Source organism: Stenotrophomonas sp. 109824_Sma, from assembly GCF_056480025.1.
This window is the reverse complement of the sequence record NZ_CM151078.1, coordinates 65,341-83,484: the sequence shown is the minus strand read 5'-3', so window position 1 is coordinate 83,484 and position 18,144 is coordinate 65,341. Positions and strand designations below refer to the sequence as shown.

Annotated in this window: 13 protein-coding genes; 6 read left to right on the top strand and 7 right to left on the bottom strand. The window is 69.2% G+C overall.

Annotation, left to right across the window (positions count from 1 at the left end; all coding sequences use genetic code 11):
- The first annotated feature begins 61 nt into the window (after window positions 1-61).
- Window positions 62-376 (top strand): I78 family peptidase inhibitor, encoded by a 315-nt coding sequence (locus tag ACZK1G_RS00360; RefSeq protein WP_049443590.1) that lies wholly within the window; start codon window positions 62-64, stop codon window positions 374-376.
- A 64-nt stretch (window positions 377-440) separates the two neighbouring features.
- Here ACZK1G_RS00360 and ACZK1G_RS00355 read toward each other — a convergent pair whose 3' ends face one another.
- Together ACZK1G_RS00355 and ACZK1G_RS00350 are read right to left on the bottom strand one after the other, a co-directional pair.
- The gene (locus ACZK1G_RS00355; RefSeq protein WP_197622191.1) at window positions 441-2,420 is read right to left on the bottom strand and encodes a M56 family metallopeptidase; all 1,980 of its coding nucleotides are present in this window, start codon (window positions 2,418-2,420) and stop codon (window positions 441-443) included.
- Between the two features lie 3 nt (window positions 2,421-2,423).
- Entirely contained in the window at window positions 2,424-2,810 is a 387-nt protein-coding gene (locus tag ACZK1G_RS00350; protein ID WP_049443587.1) for a BlaI/MecI/CopY family transcriptional regulator, read from the bottom strand.
- Window positions 2,811-3,001: 191 nt separating this feature from the next.
- Here ACZK1G_RS00350 and ACZK1G_RS00345 point away from each other — a divergent pair, with 191 nt between their 5' ends.
- The gene (locus tag ACZK1G_RS00345; RefSeq protein WP_101766360.1) at window positions 3,002-4,123 is read left to right on the top strand and encodes a serine hydrolase domain-containing protein; all 1,122 of its coding nucleotides are present in this window, start codon (window positions 3,002-3,004) and stop codon (window positions 4,121-4,123) included.
- Here the strand turns inward: ACZK1G_RS00345 and ACZK1G_RS00340 are convergent.
- The 3 genes from ACZK1G_RS00340 to ACZK1G_RS00330 form a co-directional block, all read right to left on the bottom strand.
- A complete protein-coding gene (locus tag ACZK1G_RS00340) occupies window positions 4,058-4,870 on the bottom strand; it encodes an SPOR domain-containing protein (RefSeq protein ID WP_101764655.1) in 813 nt (270 codons plus the stop codon). The two genes, ACZK1G_RS00345 and ACZK1G_RS00340, sit on opposite strands and share 66 nt — an antisense overlap.
- 3 nt (window positions 4,871-4,873) lie before the next feature.
- Complete coding sequence (locus tag ACZK1G_RS00335; protein ID WP_101764654.1) at window positions 4,874-6,289, bottom strand: XVIPCD domain-containing protein; 1,416 nt, start codon at window positions 6,287-6,289, stop codon at window positions 4,874-4,876.
- Between the two features lie 116 nt (window positions 6,290-6,405).
- Window positions 6,406-7,512 (bottom strand): SDR family oxidoreductase, encoded by a 1,107-nt coding sequence (locus ACZK1G_RS00330; protein ID WP_101764653.1) that lies wholly within the window; start codon window positions 7,510-7,512, stop codon window positions 6,406-6,408.
- Window positions 7,513-7,708: 196 nt separating this feature from the next.
- On the opposite strand from ACZK1G_RS00330, the gene ACZK1G_RS00325 reads away from it, so the two are divergent.
- The gene (locus tag ACZK1G_RS00325) at window positions 7,709-8,017 is read left to right on the top strand and encodes a hypothetical protein (protein WP_049443579.1); all 309 of its coding nucleotides are present in this window, start codon (window positions 7,709-7,711) and stop codon (window positions 8,015-8,017) included.
- On the opposite strand, the gene ACZK1G_RS00320 is transcribed toward ACZK1G_RS00325, so the two are convergent.
- Window positions 8,005-9,063, bottom strand: a complete 1,059-nt coding sequence (locus ACZK1G_RS00320) for a DNA topoisomerase IB (protein WP_101764652.1) — start codon at window positions 9,061-9,063, stop codon at window positions 8,005-8,007. The two genes, ACZK1G_RS00325 and ACZK1G_RS00320, sit on opposite strands and share 13 nt — an antisense overlap.
- A gap of 111 nt (window positions 9,064-9,174) precedes the next feature.
- On the opposite strand from ACZK1G_RS00320, the gene ACZK1G_RS00315 reads away from it, so the two are divergent.
- From ACZK1G_RS00315 to ACZK1G_RS00305, 3 genes are all read left to right on the top strand, one after another.
- Window positions 9,175-9,564: an I78 family peptidase inhibitor gene (locus tag ACZK1G_RS00315; protein ID WP_014035471.1), complete on the top strand. Its 390-nt coding sequence runs from the start codon at window positions 9,175-9,177 to the stop codon at window positions 9,562-9,564.
- A gap of 175 nt (window positions 9,565-9,739) precedes the next feature.
- Window positions 9,740-14,194, top strand: a complete 4,455-nt coding sequence (gene gltB, locus ACZK1G_RS00310) for a glutamate synthase large subunit (protein ID WP_101764651.1) — start codon at window positions 9,740-9,742, stop codon at window positions 14,192-14,194.
- Window positions 14,195-14,255: 61 nt separating this feature from the next.
- A complete protein-coding gene (locus tag ACZK1G_RS00305; RefSeq protein WP_049443574.1) occupies window positions 14,256-15,701 on the top strand; it encodes an FAD-dependent oxidoreductase in 1,446 nt (481 codons plus the stop codon).
- Here the strand turns inward: ACZK1G_RS00305 and ACZK1G_RS00300 are convergent.
- A complete protein-coding gene (locus ACZK1G_RS00300; protein ID WP_101764650.1) occupies window positions 15,687-18,095 on the bottom strand; it encodes a response regulator in 2,409 nt (802 codons plus the stop codon). The two genes, ACZK1G_RS00305 and ACZK1G_RS00300, sit on opposite strands and share 15 nt — an antisense overlap.
- Between the last annotated feature and the right edge of the window lie 49 nt (window positions 18,096-18,144).

Here is an 18,144-nt window from a genome sequence, read left to right as displayed (position 1 = left end):
GACATGCCCTGACGCTGGCAGCGGTGACACTGCCGCCACCATCCACGCCTGGAGCCCGACGATGCGCCTCAATCCCCTTGCCCTGCTCGCCATCCTGCCGCTGGCCGCCTGCAGCCACGCCGGCAGCACCACCCGCCACGATGCCGCACCGGCGCCGGTGGCCGATGCCGCGCACGAATGCAGGCCGGAAGCGCTGGAAGCCTTCACCGGCAAGACCGCCGACGAGGCCACGATCAAGAAGCTGGTGGCCGACAGCGGCGCGCGCAACGCGCGGGTGGTCAAGCCGGGCATGGCGGTGACCATGGACTTCCGCCAGGACCGCGTGACGGTGCAGGTGGACGGTCAGAACCGGATCGAGCGCGCCAGCTGCGGTTGATCAACGGGGTGCCGGCCGCTGGCCGGCACCCCACACATTGCCGGCCAGCGGCCGGCACCACCGATCAGAGCCGCTCGGCCTTGCCGCTGGCCAGTGCGCGCGCGATCACCTGCTGCGCCTGCCGCGACGCCTGCTCATGCACGCGTGCCTGGCGCTCACCCAACGCGGCCTGCTGGCTGCCCAGCGCCGCCTGGCGGCTGGCCAGTTCAGACTGCTGGCTGGCCAGGCGCTGCATGTCGCGGGTGTGAGTGGCCCGCGCGGTTTCTTTATCAACTTCCTGCATTGCACGACGTGCCTCTGCAGCGGCCTCACGTGCGGCCTCACGGGCAACAGCCGCATCGTTGGTCGCGCCCCGCGCCGCCGTCGCCGCTTCCGCCGCCGCTTCGCGGTTGATGTCATGCGCGGCCATCGCGCTGCGCGCGGCCTCGGCGGCAGCCAGTGCCATGCGGCGCGCCTCCTCGCCCTGCAGGCGGCCCATCTCGCCCATCTGCTTGCCGAGTTCGCCCTGCTGGCGACCCAGCGCACTCTGCTGGCGGCCCAGATCCGCCGCGCCGCTGTAGGCACGCTGCAGGGTCTGGATCATCATCGGATCACGCACCACGTAGCGCTTGTCGCCCTGGCGGAACCACAGCGCCGGGCCCTTGCCGAGCTGCCTGCGGGCGACCGTCACGTCGTCCATGCCGCCATTGGCGAAGGTCGAATCGCCATCGACCAGCACGAAGGCCTCCGGCGGCGACTTGCCCAGGTCCAGGCGGCCGTAGGTGGTGATGGAGGTGGCGCGGGAGGTCGTGTGTTGACTGTGCATGCCGGTATCGACATCGACATCCGCATCCACGTCGACCGCCACATCCGCATCGTCCGGACCTGACAACGCCTCGGCATCAGCCGGCTCGGCAGGCGGCGCGGGCGCCACAGGCACGGCCGGAACGCGCGCGGACGAAGGCGGTGCGGGCGGTGCTTTCGGAGCCTTCGGCGGCGACGGCACAGCGACCTTCGGCGCCGCAGGAGGCGCGGGCGGTGCCGGCGGCACCGGCGCAGCGACCAGTCGCATCGGCGCCACGCCCACCACCAGCACCACAGCGGTCAACGCCATCGCCAGGATGCGCGGGCAGGCCCGGCGTGGCTGCAACGAGAGCAGGCGACGCTTGAGGCTGGTGGTATCCGGTGCGGCACTGGCCACGCCCAGGTGCGGCTGCGGTGCCACACCCAGCTGCAGCAGCAGGCGCCCATAGGCCTGGCGGCTCGCGCCATGCTGGCCAACCACCGCTGCATCCACCGCTTCTTCGCGGGCCTGTGCGTATTCGCGCACCGACAGGCGCAGCAGTGGGTGGAAGAAGAACAGATGCTGGGCCAGCGCCGGCAGCAGGCCCCACTGCAGGTCACGCCGCTGCAGGTGCTGCAATTCATGGGTCAGGGCCAGGTCCAGCGCATCGCCCTGCAGGGCGTTGTCGCCGGCCGGCAGCAGCAGCACCGGGCGGAACGGACCGACCAGCTGCGGTGCGTCCACCTGCGTGCTCATCCACAACCGCGGCGCAGGACGCACGCCATGTGCATCGGAAGCCAGCTGCAGGGCCTGCACCAGCGCCTGGTCCTCGCAGGGATAGGCCGCTGCCAGCAGCGCACGGCAGCGACGCCACTCACCGAAGGTACGCAGTGCCATCAGCAGCACGCCGGACATCCACAGCGCGGCCAGTGCGACGGCCCACCATGCCACCGCCGGCACATCCGCGGCAGGCACCGGCATTGCGGCCAACAGCTGTGCCGAGGCCTCCGGGGCCAGCGGGTAGACGATATCGGCGGCCACGTCAGTCGCGCTCATCGCCACCGCCTGCGGCGCCGGCAGCCAGGCCAGCTGCAGCGGCTGGCTCCAGAACAGGCCGAGCACGGCCTGCAGCGAGACGAGCCACCACAGGCGGCAGCGGGTCGCCGCCGACAGCGACGGCAGCGCGCGGCATACGCCATACACCAGGGCCACCAGCAGCACGGTCTGCAGGCTGGTCCAGCCCAGCCGTTCCAACATCGGGATCAGCATCGTGGTGTCCATGGCTCAGCCCTCGTGGCGGCGCGATTGGAGTTGGGCGACCAGCGCTTCCAGCTCGGCCAGCTCGTTGTCGCTGACCTGCTTGCGCTGCGACAGATAGGCCACGAACGGCGACACCGAGCCCTGCAGGGTGTTGTCGACGAACTGGGCCACGGCGCCCTGCAGCACGCTCTCCGGGCCACGCGTGGCCTGGTAGCGATAGACACCGTCCTGCTGCCGGCGCTGAAGATACCCCTTCGCCCGCAGCCGCTCCATCATCGTCAGCACGGTGGAACGGGCCAGGCCACGGGCCTCCCCATAACCACTGGCGACCTCGCCGACCGTGGCCGGCGCATGTTCATCGATGTACTGCAGCAGGGCCAGTTCCTGGTCCCCGATCGTCTTGCCACGCATGACACCACTCCCTTGACTACACGTGTCGTCACTGTCTACGTGACGACAACTGTAGTCAACCCCCCGGAAGTCATGGGCCGACGAACGGTAGGCACCACCGAGCGCCTAAACCTTTGACCCGCCCGCTGCATCCGATCCGCAACGCCCCGCTGGAATTCCCCATGTCCCGCCCAATGCTGCGAGCCCTGCTCATGCTCATCAGTGCACTGCCCTTCGCCGCCGTCTCTGCCAGCCAGGACCAGGCCAACGACCAGACCCGCCGCCTGGTCCGCCAGATCATGCTGGATGAGCGCATCCCCGGGCTGCAGTTGGCCGTGGTCAAGGACGGCCAGATCGTGCTCTCCGAAGCCTACGGCCTGGCCAATGTCGAAAACGGCGTGCTCGCCTCGCGCGACACCCGCTTCCCACTCAACTCGGCCACCAAAGCCTTCACCGGGGTCGCCATCGCACAGCTGGCAGAGCAGGGGCGAGTGGATCTGGATGCACCCGCCTCGCGCTACCTGGACGACCTCCCCATGGCATGGCGCGAAGTGCGTGTTCGCCAGCTGCTGGCCCACACCTCGGGCCTGCCGGACATCCTCGATGCCAACGGCCTGCTGGGCGGGGGTTCCGAAGCGCAGGCATGGACGGCGGTCAGCGCGCGACCGCTCGAAGCGGCACCCGGGCAGCGCTTCGCCTACAACCAGACCAACTATGTGCTGCTGGCACGGATCATCGCGCAGCAATCCGGCATGCCCTACGAACGTTTCCTCGCCACCGGCCAGTTCAGCAGCGCGCGCATGGCCCGCACCACCTTCGGCGACAGCTACGACCTGATTCCGGATGCGGCGACGATGTACAGCCTCGCCCCTCGTACCAGTGATGCGGCCGATGCTCCGCCACGCCTGTCACACTGGTTCTACGACATTCCGCCCTCACTATGGGCCGGCGGCGGCATCCTCACCACTGCCGACGACACCGCGCGCTGGCTGGTCGCGTTGACCGAAGGCCGCCTGCTGCCGAAGACGGCCCTGCGGCGGATGTGGACCGCAGAGCGCCTCACCGATGGCTGTGCCGGCCCGTGGGCGGGCGGCTGGCCGGTGCTGCGCGCATCGCCCGACCTGCAGGTGGCCGGTATCGGCGGTGCCCGCTCGGCCTTCGTGGTCTACCCCGACCGCGACGTCGCGGTGGTGGTGCTGACCAATCTGGTCGGCGCCAATCCACAGCAGTTCATCCCCCGCATTGCCGATTTCTACGCGCGTGACGCCTCACCGCCCGCTCACGAACGGGTCGCCCTTGCACGGCAGCAACGGGCTGTCGTCGCAGGGCCATAAGGCGGCCGGTACGGTCCTGGCCACTTCGAAGTGATCCTGGTTCCAGCGCAGGAAACCGCCGTGGATGGCATTGCCATGGTCGAAGCTGCGCGCATCGACGGACAGTGGCTGTTCGGGGTCGGCTTCGGCCACCCAGCGCAGCACCGGCACCTTGTCCAGCACCCCGATGAAGGCGAACAGATCACCCGCGCCCTTGTTCTGGTAAGCCGTCATGGTCCCCGCGTCGGGCAGCTCGGCCTGCGACAGCAACGACGCGGTGACATCCTGCAGCGGTGCGGCTCCCTGTGCGATGTAGGCGCGCATGCCCGTGGTGGTTGCCGGGCAATCCTGCAGCTGCACCAGATACCCGGTGGTACCGCCACTGCCGGAGAACGACCGCATCCAGTAGCGGAAACGCGGCCCGCTGCGATCAGTAACCATGAAATCCTGCTGGCCATCCTGCGCGGGAATGGAAAGCACCTGCACCTTGCTGGCGCCCTCCACGTTGCACTTCAACTGCGCCAGCACCTGCCTGGCAGGTTCGGGCAGCGCAGCGTAGCGGCCGCCGGGATAGGCGCTGCCGGAGGCTTCCGGCAGTGCGGGCAATCCACGATCAGTGGGCAGGGTCTGCGCAGGCAAGGCCTCCGGTTTCGCCGCCGGGCTGGCAGTGGGCGCTACCGGCGCGACGCGCTCTCCAGCGGGCGCGCAGGCACTGCAGGCCAGCAACAGCATCAACGAAATGCCCGGCATCAGGTGTGATCGGATCATCGCTCAACGCCCTCCCATCGCCGGCGCTTCCTGCAGTTGTGCAGGCGCGGGTGTGGGTGCCGCCTGTTCGCGCGATTGCTGCTGCAGTTGGCGCAGGCTGCTTTCCACCGAAGTCTCGCGTACCTCGGCCGCATTGACGCCTGCGCGCAGCGCCGCAGGATCGCCCGGACTGCCCTGCACCAGGAACAGTGTCTCGCCCGCCGCACGTCCAGCACTGGGATTGCTGGCCACGATCTGGTCGACCCGGGTGATGCCCGCGGCCTTCGCTTCGCGCAGCATCACCAGACTATAGTCATCAGCATGCTCGGCGTAGCGTCCGCCCAAGGCCTGCAGGCGCGTGCTGATCTGCTGCTGCAGGGCATGGTCGCGATGCTGCGGCTGACGGGGGTCGTCATTGGCCGCGAGCGGCACGTCCTGCCCCAGCTCACGCGCCTGGCCGGGTGCGACCGAGGTCAGCACGTACTGCCAACGGTTCTGCCCGGGCGTGCCGCGCACCGTCGACACGAAGTCGTCGTACTCGCCGCCGCCGATGGTCTGGCAGCCGGCCGAATCGGTGTTGGAGCGGCTGCCCCGATGGATCTTGAAGGTGTCGTTGAGGTCCTGCACGCCCTGCGTATCTCGCGCATCGAACCAGCCGTCGCCATTGCTGTCGCGCTCCACCCGTCCGGCGCCAGCAGTGATCGCGTCCTGCGAAGGACGCAGCGCGAACTCATTCGGATGGCCATTGCGCGGATGGGTCGTTGCGCGCATCTCGGTGGTGCCCTCACCCAGGCGCCCCAGATCCTTGACCCGGTCGCCGTTGACGTCCTCACCCTCGGTCTTGGTGCGCGGCGCCACGTTGCCAAAGCCCGGGCTGCGTGGCGTGGTCTTGGCATGCCCGTCGTACTGGGCGGTCGGCTCAGTCGTGGCCTGGTTGAACTCGCGCACATGGCCGTGGCCCTGCGCATCCCTCCACAGCACCACGATGCGATCGTCGTAGACGCCACGCCCACGTGCCTCGGTGGTGCGGTTCTCGTCGCGCAGCCCCAGCACCACGCGGTCCTGCGTTGCCATCGCGTCATTCGCTGCGGTGTTGCCGCGCTGGGCCACCATGCTGCCATACACATCGTACTGCTGGGCCTGGCTCAGGGCTGCGGTCTCCGCCGCATCCGGCATTCGCGGTGGCCGCGTCGCCTCGCCCAGGCGATCCAGCATCGGGTTCACCGTTGCCGCATCCGCTGCGGCAACACCACCATTCCGTCGCAACGCCTCGAGCTCGGTGGCGGCACGCACCGATATGTAACGATCCAGCGATTCCTGCACCACGGCGCTCTGGCCGTCGTGCAGGACCTGCAGACGGGTGGCGGCAGCGCGCGCATCGTTCTGCCGCAGCAGGGCGACGACTTCGTCGGCCGCCGCATTGATATCCATCTCGGGCATGGTCGGTCCTGGGACGTGATCAGTACAGGGTCAGCCTACCCCAGCCCCCCACTGGGGCGTTTGACGCACTGCACACCCTCACTGCCACGCCGTATTCAGGCAGATCACGCCGTCACTCAGCCCCGTGGGCCGCCCATCACCGGCAGGATCACCCCGCTGATGTAACTGGCACAGACCGGCGAGGCCAGGAACACATACGCCGGTGACAACTCTTCGGGCTGTGCAGGCCGGCCCATATCGCTGTCCCTGCCGAACTCGGCGACGTCCCCGGCCTGCTTGTCGGCCGGGTTCAGCGGCGTCCATACCGGCCCCGGCGCCACGCAGTTGACCCGGATACCGCGTGGCAGCAGCTGGCTGGCCAGCGCCTTGGTGAAGGCATGGATGGCGCCCTTGGTGGCCGAGTAATCGATCAGCGCCTTGCTGCCGAAAATGCCGGTTTCCGAACCGGTGTTGATGATGCTGGCCCCCTCGCCCAGATGCGGCAGTACCGCGCGCGCCATCTGGATGTAGCCGCCAATGTTGGTCTGCAGGGTCTCCTGCAGGTGCGCGTCTTCCAGGTCTTCCAGCCGCTTGCAATGCAGCTGGAACGCGGCGTTGTTGACCAGGATGTCGATGCCGCCGAACGCCTTGGCCACCTGCTTGACCGCCTTGTTGCAGAAGCGCGGATCGCGCACATCACCGGCGATCACCACGCAGCGGCCGCCTTCGCGCTCCACGTGCTGGCGGGTGATGTCCGCGTCTTCGACCTCGTCCAGGTGCAGCACTGCCACATCGGCGCCTTCGCGTGCGAACAGCACCGCCACCGCACGGCCAATGCCCGAATCGCCACCGGTGACGATCGCGCGCATGCCTTTCAGCTTGCCGCTGCCGGCGTAGTCCGGTGCAAGGAAACGCGGCGCCAGCTCCAGTTCGTGTTCATGCCCGGGCTTGGCCAGCTGCTGCGCCGGCATCGCTTCCGGTTGCCGGCGTGCACCGGCCTGGGTAGCGGGCTTCTTTGTGGCTTTCTTTGCCGCGCGCACGTCCTTGGCCTTCTCCTGGTCCTGCAGGCGTCGCTGCCGGGCCGCGACGCGCGCTGCCCGTGGATCGCTGGCCGCCGCCTTGCGGGTTGCGGTCTTCACCACCCGTGGGCGAGCGGGGTCGGCAGCGGTCTTCGTCGCGGTGCTGCCTTTGCGCACCTTGGGCGAGGCTTTGCGGCGGACGGGGGTCTTTCGGGTGGTGGCCATGCAGGTCTCCTCGGGAGGGAAAGGGGCTGCCGGCCAGCGGCCGGCACTACCGGGGGCGGCGCACGCCGCTCCTGCAGTGTCTCCACCCAGGCTGTTGGCGGCAGTGAGCGCGCCGTGTCCACGATGTGCACGGTATTCATTCCGCCACCACGTGCGGCGTCGCACGCTGCACCCAACCACACCAAGGAATCCTTCCATGAAACATGCCATCGCCACCGCCGCCGTCTGTCTTGCCCTCGCCGCCTGCAGCAGCACGCCGATGGCCCAGGTGCAGCCGATCGACGGCGTGATTTCCGGCCAGTGCCACAGCGACATGGTGCGCGGCGCACTGGGCCTGGCCGCGTCGGACGCCACCGTGGCCCGTGCACGCGTGGACAGCGACAGCCTGCACGTACGGGTGCTGCGTCACGATGGTCCGCGTGTGCCGCCGGCCAGCGAGGGCGGCGACCGCCTGACCATCGAGAAGGGCCGCACCAACAACATCGTCGCGATCTACTGCGGCTGACGACTGCGGCTGAGCCGGCGCGCCCTGCGCAGCACGCGCAGGGTGGCCTGTTCCCACTGGCGCGGCCCACGCAGGCCGGCCAGCTTGGCCAGTTCGCCTCGCTCCCAGCCGGCGAACACGCACGGGTCGATGTAGGCCTTGCGGCACACCGCCGGGGTGTTGCCCAGCAGCGACGCCACCTCGCACACCACCGCGCGCTGCGCCTGCGCCAGGGCGCGCTGGCTGGCCGGTTCCGGGAGCTCGGTGGCGGCGAACGCCTGCACCGCCGCCACCGTGCCGCCCCAGGTGCGGAAATCCTTGGCGGTGAAGTCCTCGCCCATCACCCCGCGCAGGTAATCGTTCACCGCACCGGAGTCCACCGGCTGCAGCGCACCGTCGTCATCGCGGTACTGGAACAGCGCCTGCCCCGGCAGCTGCTGCAGGCGCCGCACCAGCAGCCCCAGCCTGCGATCGCCCACGGTCACCTCCTGCAGCTGCCCGGACTTGCCACGGAAGCGCATGCGCACGCGGCCGCCGCGCAGCAGTTCCAGATGCCGGTTGCGCAGCGTGGTCAGCCCGAACGAACGGTTCTGCTGCGCATAGGTTTCATTGCCGACCCGTACCAGCGTATCGGCCAGCAGCGCGACCACCATGGCCAGTACCTTTTCCTGCGGAAACCCGGGCCGTTTGAGATCCCGCGACAGCCGCCGCCGCAGCGTGGGCAACGCCTCGCCAAAGGCGATGATGCGGTCGAACTTGCCGGCGTCGCGCTCCTTCGCCCAGTTCGCGTGGTAGCGGTACTGCTTGCGCCCGCGGGCATCGCGGCCGGTGGCCTGCAGATGGCCATTGGCGTGGGCGCAGATCCACACGGCGGTATACGCAGGTGGAATCGCCAGCGCGCGGATGCGCTGCAGGGTGGCGGCATCGCGGACCGCGTGGCCATCGGCATCGCGATAGCTGAAACCCTTGCCGGCGCGGCGCCGGCTGATGCCCGGCTGGGTGTCATCGACATAGCGCAGGCCTGCAGCACGCGCAGCCTGTCGTTCGGGGGTAGAGGGGGTTGGCATGCCCGCAGTGTCGCCGCCGCGATGCCGCGAACCTGTCGATAACACAAGACAAACACGTGAGGGTCGGTTCGCCGCTATGCTCGGGCTTTCACAATCCCTTCCGGAGTCATGATGTCGTTCCCGATTCGCGCCCGTTCGCTCTCCGCCCTGCTGCTGCCGGCCGTACTGGCCCTGACCGCCTGCCAGGCACCGGCGCTGGATGAACAGGATTCGGCCACGGCCCATGCCCAGCAGGCTGCCGAAGCCGCCAAGGCGCCGGCCGACGAGGCTGGCAAGGCCACCGAGGCACCGCCGGTCGGCACCTGCGATGCCAGCCAGGTGCAGAGCCTGGTCGGCCAGGCCTACGCCGACGCGCTGGGCAAGCAGGCGCAGGAAGACGCCGGTGCCCACCAGCTGCGCGTCATGAAGCCCAATGACGTGGCCACGATGGAGTTCCTCGGCGACCGCCTGAACATCGAAGTGGACGACAAGGGCCTGGTCAGCGGCGTGCGCTGCGGCTGAGTTCGACCCCGCGCCGGCACTGGGTTGCCGGCGCGTTCTGTTGCACCTGCAACCGTGTATTGCGGCGCTGCAGCAACCTGTGATCTAGTCGAGGCATCCGGTGGCCTCACGATGCGCTCCAGGGATTGAGCGGGCTTGAGTGTCCCCGTTCAATTCATCCCGCATCGAGGTAGAGATGGCCCCCCGCAACCGCCAAGGGCTTTACGACCCGCGCTCCGAGCGCGATGCCTGTGGATTTGGCATGGTCGCCCAGCTCGACGATCAACCTTCGCGCCTGTTGGTTGATACCGCCATCGCCGCGCTTTCTCGCATGACCCACCGTGGCGGCGTCGCCGCCGATGGCCTGACCGGTGATGGCTGTGGCCTGCTGCTGCGCCGCCCCGATGCATTCCTGAAACTGCTGGCCGGCGAAGCCGGCATCACGCCGGCTGCGCGGTTCGCTGCCGGCGTCGTGTTCCTGCCACACGATGCCGATGCGGCCCACGCCTGCCGCACCCAGCTGCAGGCGCAGGTCGAAGCGGTCGGCTGCAAGGTCGCCGGCTGGCGCGAGGTACCCACCGACGACAGCGTCTGCGGCCAGCTGGCGCGCGATACGCTGCCACGCATCGAACAGGTGTTCGTCGATGCCGGCGTCGGCCAGGATGATGCCGGCTTCGCGCTGGCGCTGTTCCTGGCCCGCCGCCGCAGCGAACAGCAGCTGCGCGGGCACGCCGATTTCTACGTCACCACCCTCACCCCGGATGCGATCAGCTACAAGGGCATGGTGCTGCCGGACAAGCTCAGCCGTTTCTATCCGGACCTGCAGCGCCGCGAACTGGCCTCCAGCGCGATCGTGTTCCACCAGCGTTTCTCCACCAACACGCTGCCGCGCTGGCCGCTGGCCCACCCGTTCCGGATGCTTGCCCACAACGGCGAGATCAACACCATCGAAGGCAACCGTCGCTGGGCGCAGGCGCGCAGCAAGGTGTGGAAGACGCCGCGCTTCGACATCGCCGAGTTCGACCCGGTGATCTCCATGCACGGTTCGGACTCGCAGAGCCTGGACAACATGCTGGAACTGATGGTCGCCGGCGGCATGGAGTTGATCCAGGCGCTGCGCATCCTGGTGCCACCGGCCACCCAGTCGCTGGAGTTCAAGGATCCGGACCTGGCCGCGTTCTACGAATTCCACGGCCTCAACAGCGAACCGTGGGATGGCCCGGCCGGCATCGTCGCCTGCGACAGCCGCTACGCCGTATGTACCCTCGACCGCAATGGCCTGCGGCCTGCGCGCTGGATGCTGACCGCCGACCGCCACTTCCTGGTCGCCTCCGAAGCCGGTGTGTGGGAAGTGCCGACCGAGCGCGTGGTGCGCAAGGGCAAGCTCGGCCCCGGCGAAATGGTGGCCATCGATCTCAAGCGCGGTGACCTGCTCGACTCCGATGCGGTGGACCGCATCAACCGCGGCCGCGCACCGTACAAGCAGTGGCTGCAGCAGGGCGTGACCTACCTGCAGACCGAACTGATCGATCCCTCGCTGGTGGAAGAGCCGTTCGACGAAGGCACCCTGCGCAGCTACCACAAGCTGTACCAGCTCAGCAGCGAGGAAGTGGAACAGGTGCTGCGGCCGCTGGCCGAGACCGAACAGGAAGCCACCGGCTCGATGGGCGACGACACGCCGATGGCGGTGCTGAGCCAGCGCAGCCGTCCGCTGTACGACTATTTCCGCCAGGCCTTCGCACAGGTCACCAACCCGCCGATCGACCCGCTGCGCGAAGACTGCGCGATGTCCCTGTCCACCCAGCTCGGCAAGGAGACCAACATCTTCCATGCCGGCCCGGAGACGGTGAACCACGTCATCCTCAATTCGCCGGTGCTCAGCCAGCGCAAGCTGCGCCAACTGCTGAAGATGGACCAGTACGTGCAGGCCAACCGCCTGCTCGACCTGTCCTACAGCGAAGACGAGGGCCTGCGCGCCGGCATCGAGCGCATCTGCGCCGAGGCCGAACAGGCCGCGCGCGAGGGCATGGTGATGCTGCTGCTGTCCGACCGCTACCCGGTGGCCGGGCGGCCGATGGTGCATGCGCTGCTGGCCACCAGCGCCATCCACCACCACCTCTCGCGGCTGGGCCTGCGCTGCGACGTGAATCTCATCGTCGAGACCGGCACCGCGCGCGACCCGCACCACATGGCCTGCCTGCTCGGCTTCGGCGCCACGGCGGTGTATCCGTACCTGGCCTACCAGACCCTGTTCGACCTGGGCCGCCGCGGCATCCTCAAGCTCAGCAAGGGCGGTGAGCAGTCGCAGATCGGCCGCCGCTACCGCAAGGGCGTCTACAAGGGGCTGTCGAAGATCATCTCGAAGATGGGCATCTGTACCGTGGCCAGCTACCGCGGCGCGCAGCTGTTCGAAATCATCGGCCTGGAACCGGAGGTCGTGGACCTGTGCTTCCCGGATACCGCCTCGCGCATCGGTGGCGCCGGCTTTGCCCGCCTGGATGCCGACGCGCGCGAACTGTGCGCGCAGGCGTGGGACGCGCAGCAGGACGTGGATGTCGGCGGCCTGCTGAAGTACGTGCACGGCGGCGAGTACCACATGTACAACCCGGACGTGGTCACCACCCTGCAGCGCGCAGCACGCAGCGGCGATCCGCGTGCGTGGCAGCAGTACTGCGATGCGGTGCATGCGCGTCCGCCGTCGGCGCTGCGCGACCTGCTGGAACTGGTGCCGGCCGCCACGCCCGCGCCGCTCGATGAAGTGGCACCGGCCAGTGCACTGTTCCCGCGCTTCGATACCGCGGCGATCAGCCTGGGTGCTCTGTCACCTGAGGCGCACGAGGCGCTGGCGATTGCGATGAACCGCCTGGGTGGCCGCAGCAATTCCGGCGAAGGCGGCGAAGACCCCGCACGCTATGGCACCGCCAAGCGCAGCAAGATCAAGCAGGTGGCCTCGGGCCGCTTCGGCGTCACCGCCGAATACCTGGTCAATGCCGAGGTGCTGCAGATCAAGGTCGCGCAGGGTGCCAAGCCCGGCGAGGGCGGCCAGCTGCCCGGGCACAAGGTCAACGAACTGATCGCGCGGCTGCGCTATGCGCGTCCGGGCATCGGCCTGATTTCGCCACCGCCGCACCACGACATCTATTCGATCGAGGACCTGGCGCAGCTGATCTACGACCTCAAGCAGGTCAACCCGACCGCGCTGGTGTCGGTGAAGCTGGTCAGCCATGCCGGCGTCGGTACGATCGCGGCGGGCGTGGTCAAGGCCGGTGCGGACCTGATCACCATTTCCGGCCACGACGGCGGCACCGGCGCCTCGCCGGTCAGCTCGATCCGCTATGCCGGCGTGCCGTGGGAGCTGGGCGTGGCCGAGGCGCACCAGGCGCTGCTCGCCAACGACCTGCGCGGGCGTACCCTGCTGCAGACCGATGGCGGCCTGAAGACCGGCCTGGACGTGGTCAAGGCCGCATTGCTGGGCGCGGACAGCTTCGGCTTCGGCACCGCGCCGATGATCGTGCTGGGCTGCAAGTACCTGCGCATCTGCCACCTCAACAACTGCGCCACCGGCGTGGCCACCCAGGACGAGCGCCTGCGCGAGAACCACTTCACCGGCCAGCCCGAGCGCGTGGAGAACTTCTTCCGCCTGCTGGCCGAGGAAGTGCGTGGCTGGCTGTCGTACCTGGGTGCGCGTTCGCTGGAAGAAATCGTGGGCCGTACCGACCTGCTGCGACAGATCGACGCCGCGCCGCGCGACGGCGTGCGCGTGGATCTGTCGCGCCTGCTGGCCGACAGCCGCTACGAGGGCAGCCACTGCGCGGCGCAACGCCTGTACGAATCGCCGGACAGCCTGGCCACGCAGATGGATGGGCTGCTGGCGCCGGCCATCGCGCACAAGCGTGGTGGCGAGCATCGCTTCCTGATCCACAACACCGACCGCAGCATCGGCACCCGCCTGGCCGGGGCGGTGGCGCGCGCGCATGGCAACCAGGGCATGGCCGAGGCGCCACTGGAGCTGCGCTTCCGCGGCAGCGCCGGGCAGAGCTTCGGCGCCTTCAACGTGGGCGGCCTGCACCTGGAAGTGGAAGGCGAAGCCAACGATTACGTCGGCAAGGGCATGGCCGGTGGCCGCCTGGTGGTGCGCCCGCCGCGTGGTGCCCGCTTCGAGGCACGCAGTACCGCGATCATCGGCAACACCTGCCTGTACGGCGCCACCGGCGGTGAACTGTTCGCCGCGGGCCGCGCCGGCGAGCGTTTCGCGGTGCGCAATTCCGGCGCGCTGGCGGTGGTGGAAGGTGCCGGTGACCACTGCTGCGAGTACATGACCGATGGCGTGGTGCTGGTGCTGGGCAAGGTCGGCCTGAACTTCGGCGCTGGCTTCACCGGCGGCCTGGCCTACGTGCTGGACGTGGACCGCGATTTCGTCGACCGCTACAACCACGAGCTGATCGACATCCATCGCGTATCCGCCGAAGGCTTCGAGAACTACCGCCAGCACCTGCACCGCCTGATCGGTCGCCACCGCGAGCTGACCGGCAGCATCTGGGCGCAGCAGATCCTGGACGAGTTCCGCGATTACATCGGCAGGTTCTGGCTGGTCAAACCGAAGGCCGCCAGCATCGAGTCGCTGACCGAAACCCTGCGACGCGCTGCGTGATGTTTTCCGGTAGTGCCGGCCGCTGGCCGGCAACGTTCCCCCTCGCATTCCAGAGCCCGCCATGAGCCGCAAGCACGCCTTCCAGTTCCTCGACCTGCCCCGCACCATGCCGCAGCGCATCCCGGTGGAACTGCGCACGTCCGGCGACTGGGGCGAGCTGTACGGAAAGTTCGGCAAGGAAGATGCCCAGTACCAGGCCGGTCGCTGCCTGGATTGCGGCAACCCCTACTGCAGCTGGAAGTGCCCGGTGCACAACGCCATTCCGCAGTGGCTGCAGCTGGTGCAGGAGAACCGCATCCACGAAGCGGCTACGCTGTGCCACAGCACCAACCCGCTGCCGGAAGTCTGCGGCCGCGTCTGCCCGCAGGACCGCCTGTGCGAAGGCAGCTGCACGCTGGAGGAGTTCGGGGCGGTCACCATCGGTGCGGTGGAGAAGTACATCGTCGATACCGCGCTGGCCAGCGGCTGGCGCCCTGACCTGGGCGCGGTGCAGCCCAGCGGCCACAGCGTGGCGGTGATCGGCGCCGGTCCGGCCGGCCTGGCCTGCGCCGACCGCCTGGCCCGCGCCGGCATTACCGCCGTGGTCTACGACCGCTATGAGCAGATCGGCGGCCTGCTGCAGTTCGGCATTCCCAGCTTCAAGCTGGACAAGGACGTGATCCATCGCCGCCGCGAAGTGCTGGAGGGCATGGGCGTGCAGTTCCGCCTTGGCGTCGAGATCGGACGCGACCTCAGCGCGCAGCAGCTGCTGGAGACCCATGATGCGGTGTTCGTCGGCACCGGCGCCTACCGCTACACCGATGGTGGCCTCGACGGCCAGGACCTGAAGGGCGTGCTGCCGGCGCTGCCGTTCCTGGTGCAGAACAGCCGCATCGTTGGCGGCGATGACCCGAAGGGCCGGCCGATTGCCGGCTGGGAAGACACCATCGCCCTGCCCGACCTCAACGGCAAGCGCGTGGTGGTGCTCGGTGGTGGCGATACCGGCATGGACTGCGTGCGCAGCGCGGTGCGCCTGGGCGCGGCCAAGGTCACCTGTGCCTACCGCCGCGACGAAGCCAACATGCCCGGCAGCGCGCGCGAAGTGGCCAATGCGCGCGAAGAGGGCGTCCGCTTCCTGTTCAACCGCCAGCCGCTGTCGATCGAGGCCGGCGCCGACGACGAAGTGATCGGCGTGACCGTGGTCGAAACCCGGCTGGGCGAACCCGATGCCAATGGCCGCCAGAACGCGGTGCCGATCGAAGGCAGTGAATCGCTGCTGGAAGCGGACGTGGTGATCATCGCCTTCGGCTTCTCGCCGAGCGTGCCGGCGTGGCTGGCCGAGCTGGGCGTGGAAGGCCAGTCCAACGGCCGCATCGTCGCCGGGGGCAAGGACCGCCTGCCGTTCCAGACCGCGCATCCACGCCTGTTCGCCGGTGGCGACGCGGTACGCGGTGCAGACCTGGTGGTGACCGCCGTGGCCGAAGGCCGCGACGCCGCTTCCAGCATCGTCCGCCTACTGGCGCACTGAGTCCGGCAACAGCAGCACTTCCAGCAGTGCGCGCAGTTCGCACGGCTCCACCGGCTTGGCCAGGAAATGGTCGATGCCGGCATCACGGCAGGCCTCGCGCGTGCGCTCCAGCACGCTGGCGGTCAGCGCGATGATCGGCACCTGCGCACGGATGGCGCAGGTGTCGCTGCGGATCGTGCGTGCCAGCGCGAAGCCGTCCATGTGCGGCATATGGCAATCGGTGATCACCAGGTCGAACGGCTGCGCCTGCCAGGCCTCCCATGCCTGCAAGCCGTCGTCGCAGGCGTGTACCTGCAGCCCCAGTTCGCGCAGGCGCTGCTCCAGCAACTGCAGGTTGGTCGGATGGTCTTCGACAACCAGCACCCGTGCCGCCGGCAGCGGCCGTTGCGCGGCCGTCGTGAGCACCGGTACCGCCGTTGGTGCCGCACAGTCCGCCAGAGCCAGCTCCAGCCATACGGTGGTGCCCTTGCCGGGCGCGCTGCGCAGGTGCAGCTGCCCGCCCATCGATGCCGCCAGCTCGCGGCAGATCGACAGGCCCAGCCCACTGCCACCGAAGCGGCGCGTGGTCGAAGTCTCGGCCTGCTCGTAGGCAGCGAACACCGCCTGCTGCCGCTCCACGCTGATGCCCATGCCCGTATCGGTCACCTGCAGGCGCAGCCGCTGGCCGCCATCGCCCTGCTGCAGCACGTGGACCTGCAACACCACGCTTCCCTGCAGGGTGAACTTGAGTGCATTGCCGGCCAGGTTGAACAGGACCTGGCGCAGGCGCAGCCCATCGGCCAGCGACCACCGCTGCAACGCGGGGTCGATCTCGCTGTGCAGGTGCAGGCCGCGGCTGGCCGCAACGGGCATCAACAGCTGCTGCACCGCGCGCACCAGCGCCGCAAGGTCGGTCGGCCGCAGCTGCAGTGGCGCTGGCTGCAGGCGCTGGCTGTGCAGCACATCGTCGAGGATCTGCCGCAGCATCTGCGCGGCGTCACCCACGGTGGTCAGCACCTGCCGCTGGCCCGCATCCAGGTCACTGCCCGCCAGCCGCTCCAGCATGCCCAGCAGGGTACTCATCGGCGTGCGGATCTGGTGGCTCATGGTCGCCAGGAAATGGCTCTTGGCCAGCGCCGCCTGCTCGGCCGCGCGGCGCGCCTCGGCCAGCGCTGCGGCACGCGCCTGCGCTTCGCTGACATCCAACCAGTAGCCGCTCCACTCCACGCTGCTGTCATCGCACTGCAGCGGTCGTCCCTGCGAACGGACCCAGCGCCAGCCCTGCGCCGAGCGGGTGCGGAAGGTAACGTCGATGGGACCGCGCACCAGCGCGGCCGCTTCGATGCACGCCATCACCCGGCTGCGGTCGTCGGCATGCACCGCGGCCAGAAGCTGCAGATGGTCGATCCGCGCGGTCTCCACGCTTACCCCGAACAGCGCCTGCACGTCGCCGGCGATCTGCGCCAGGCTGTAGTGGCCGGTTGCCGAACGGCGGGCCTGGTAGACCACCGCCGGCAGGTTCGCGGTGACGTCGCGCAACCGCTGCTCCAGCACGCGACGACGCACGCTCTCGCGATGCACGCGCCAGTAGCCGAAGGCATGCAGCAACACGAGTGCGAGCAGGATCAGCGACGCCGGCACCAGCCAGCGCAGTGCCGACCCGGTGAGCTGCGCGCGTGGCCGATCCGGCAGCCAGGCGCTGCGGTTCGACGCGCGACGTGCATCGCCCTCCTGCAGCAGCCGCTGGTCGAAAGCAGCGACCACCTCGGCACAGGCCGGTGCGGCCGCGAGTACCAGTGCATCGCCGAAGCCCGCGGGTGCCGCGATCACCACGGCATCCCCCGGCTCCGCGCGGAGCGCAGCTTCCACTTCAGCGAGATTGGCGACCACGGCGTCGACCAGCCCGGCACGCAGCAGTGACAGCGCGTGCTCCAGCGGCGCAGGTGCCAGCAGCTGCGCCCCCGGGGCCTGCTCGGCCAGCAACGCCTCCAGCGGCAGCCGGTCCGGGCTGGCCACGCTGCGACCACGCAGGCCTTCCAGCCCCAGCACCGCAGCGGCGCCCTCGCGCCGCACAATCACCTGTGGCACCTCCAGGTAGGCCCTGCTGGCCACCCAGTCGGCCGGCAGCTGCGCACGCGGCCAGCCCAGCAGCACCTGGGTGCCGGCCGGCAGTGATCCCTCGGCAAGCACCGCCGCAGGCAACGGCTTCGCATGCTGCATCGCCTGCGTGCCCAGCAGCGGCAGGTAGTCCGCGGCCAGTCCCGCAACCTCGCCCTGCTGGCTGTATGACAGTGGCGGCCGGTCGGAGCGCCATGCCACCTGCAGGGGGTTCGCACACCCGGATGCAGCGGCGATGCCGGGCAGCAACAGCGATGCCATGACAGCGGCGACGGCGCGGCGGCCGGCGACATTCACGATGGACGTCCTCATTTCGCGGGCAGGAACCACGGCCGCGCAGCGGTAC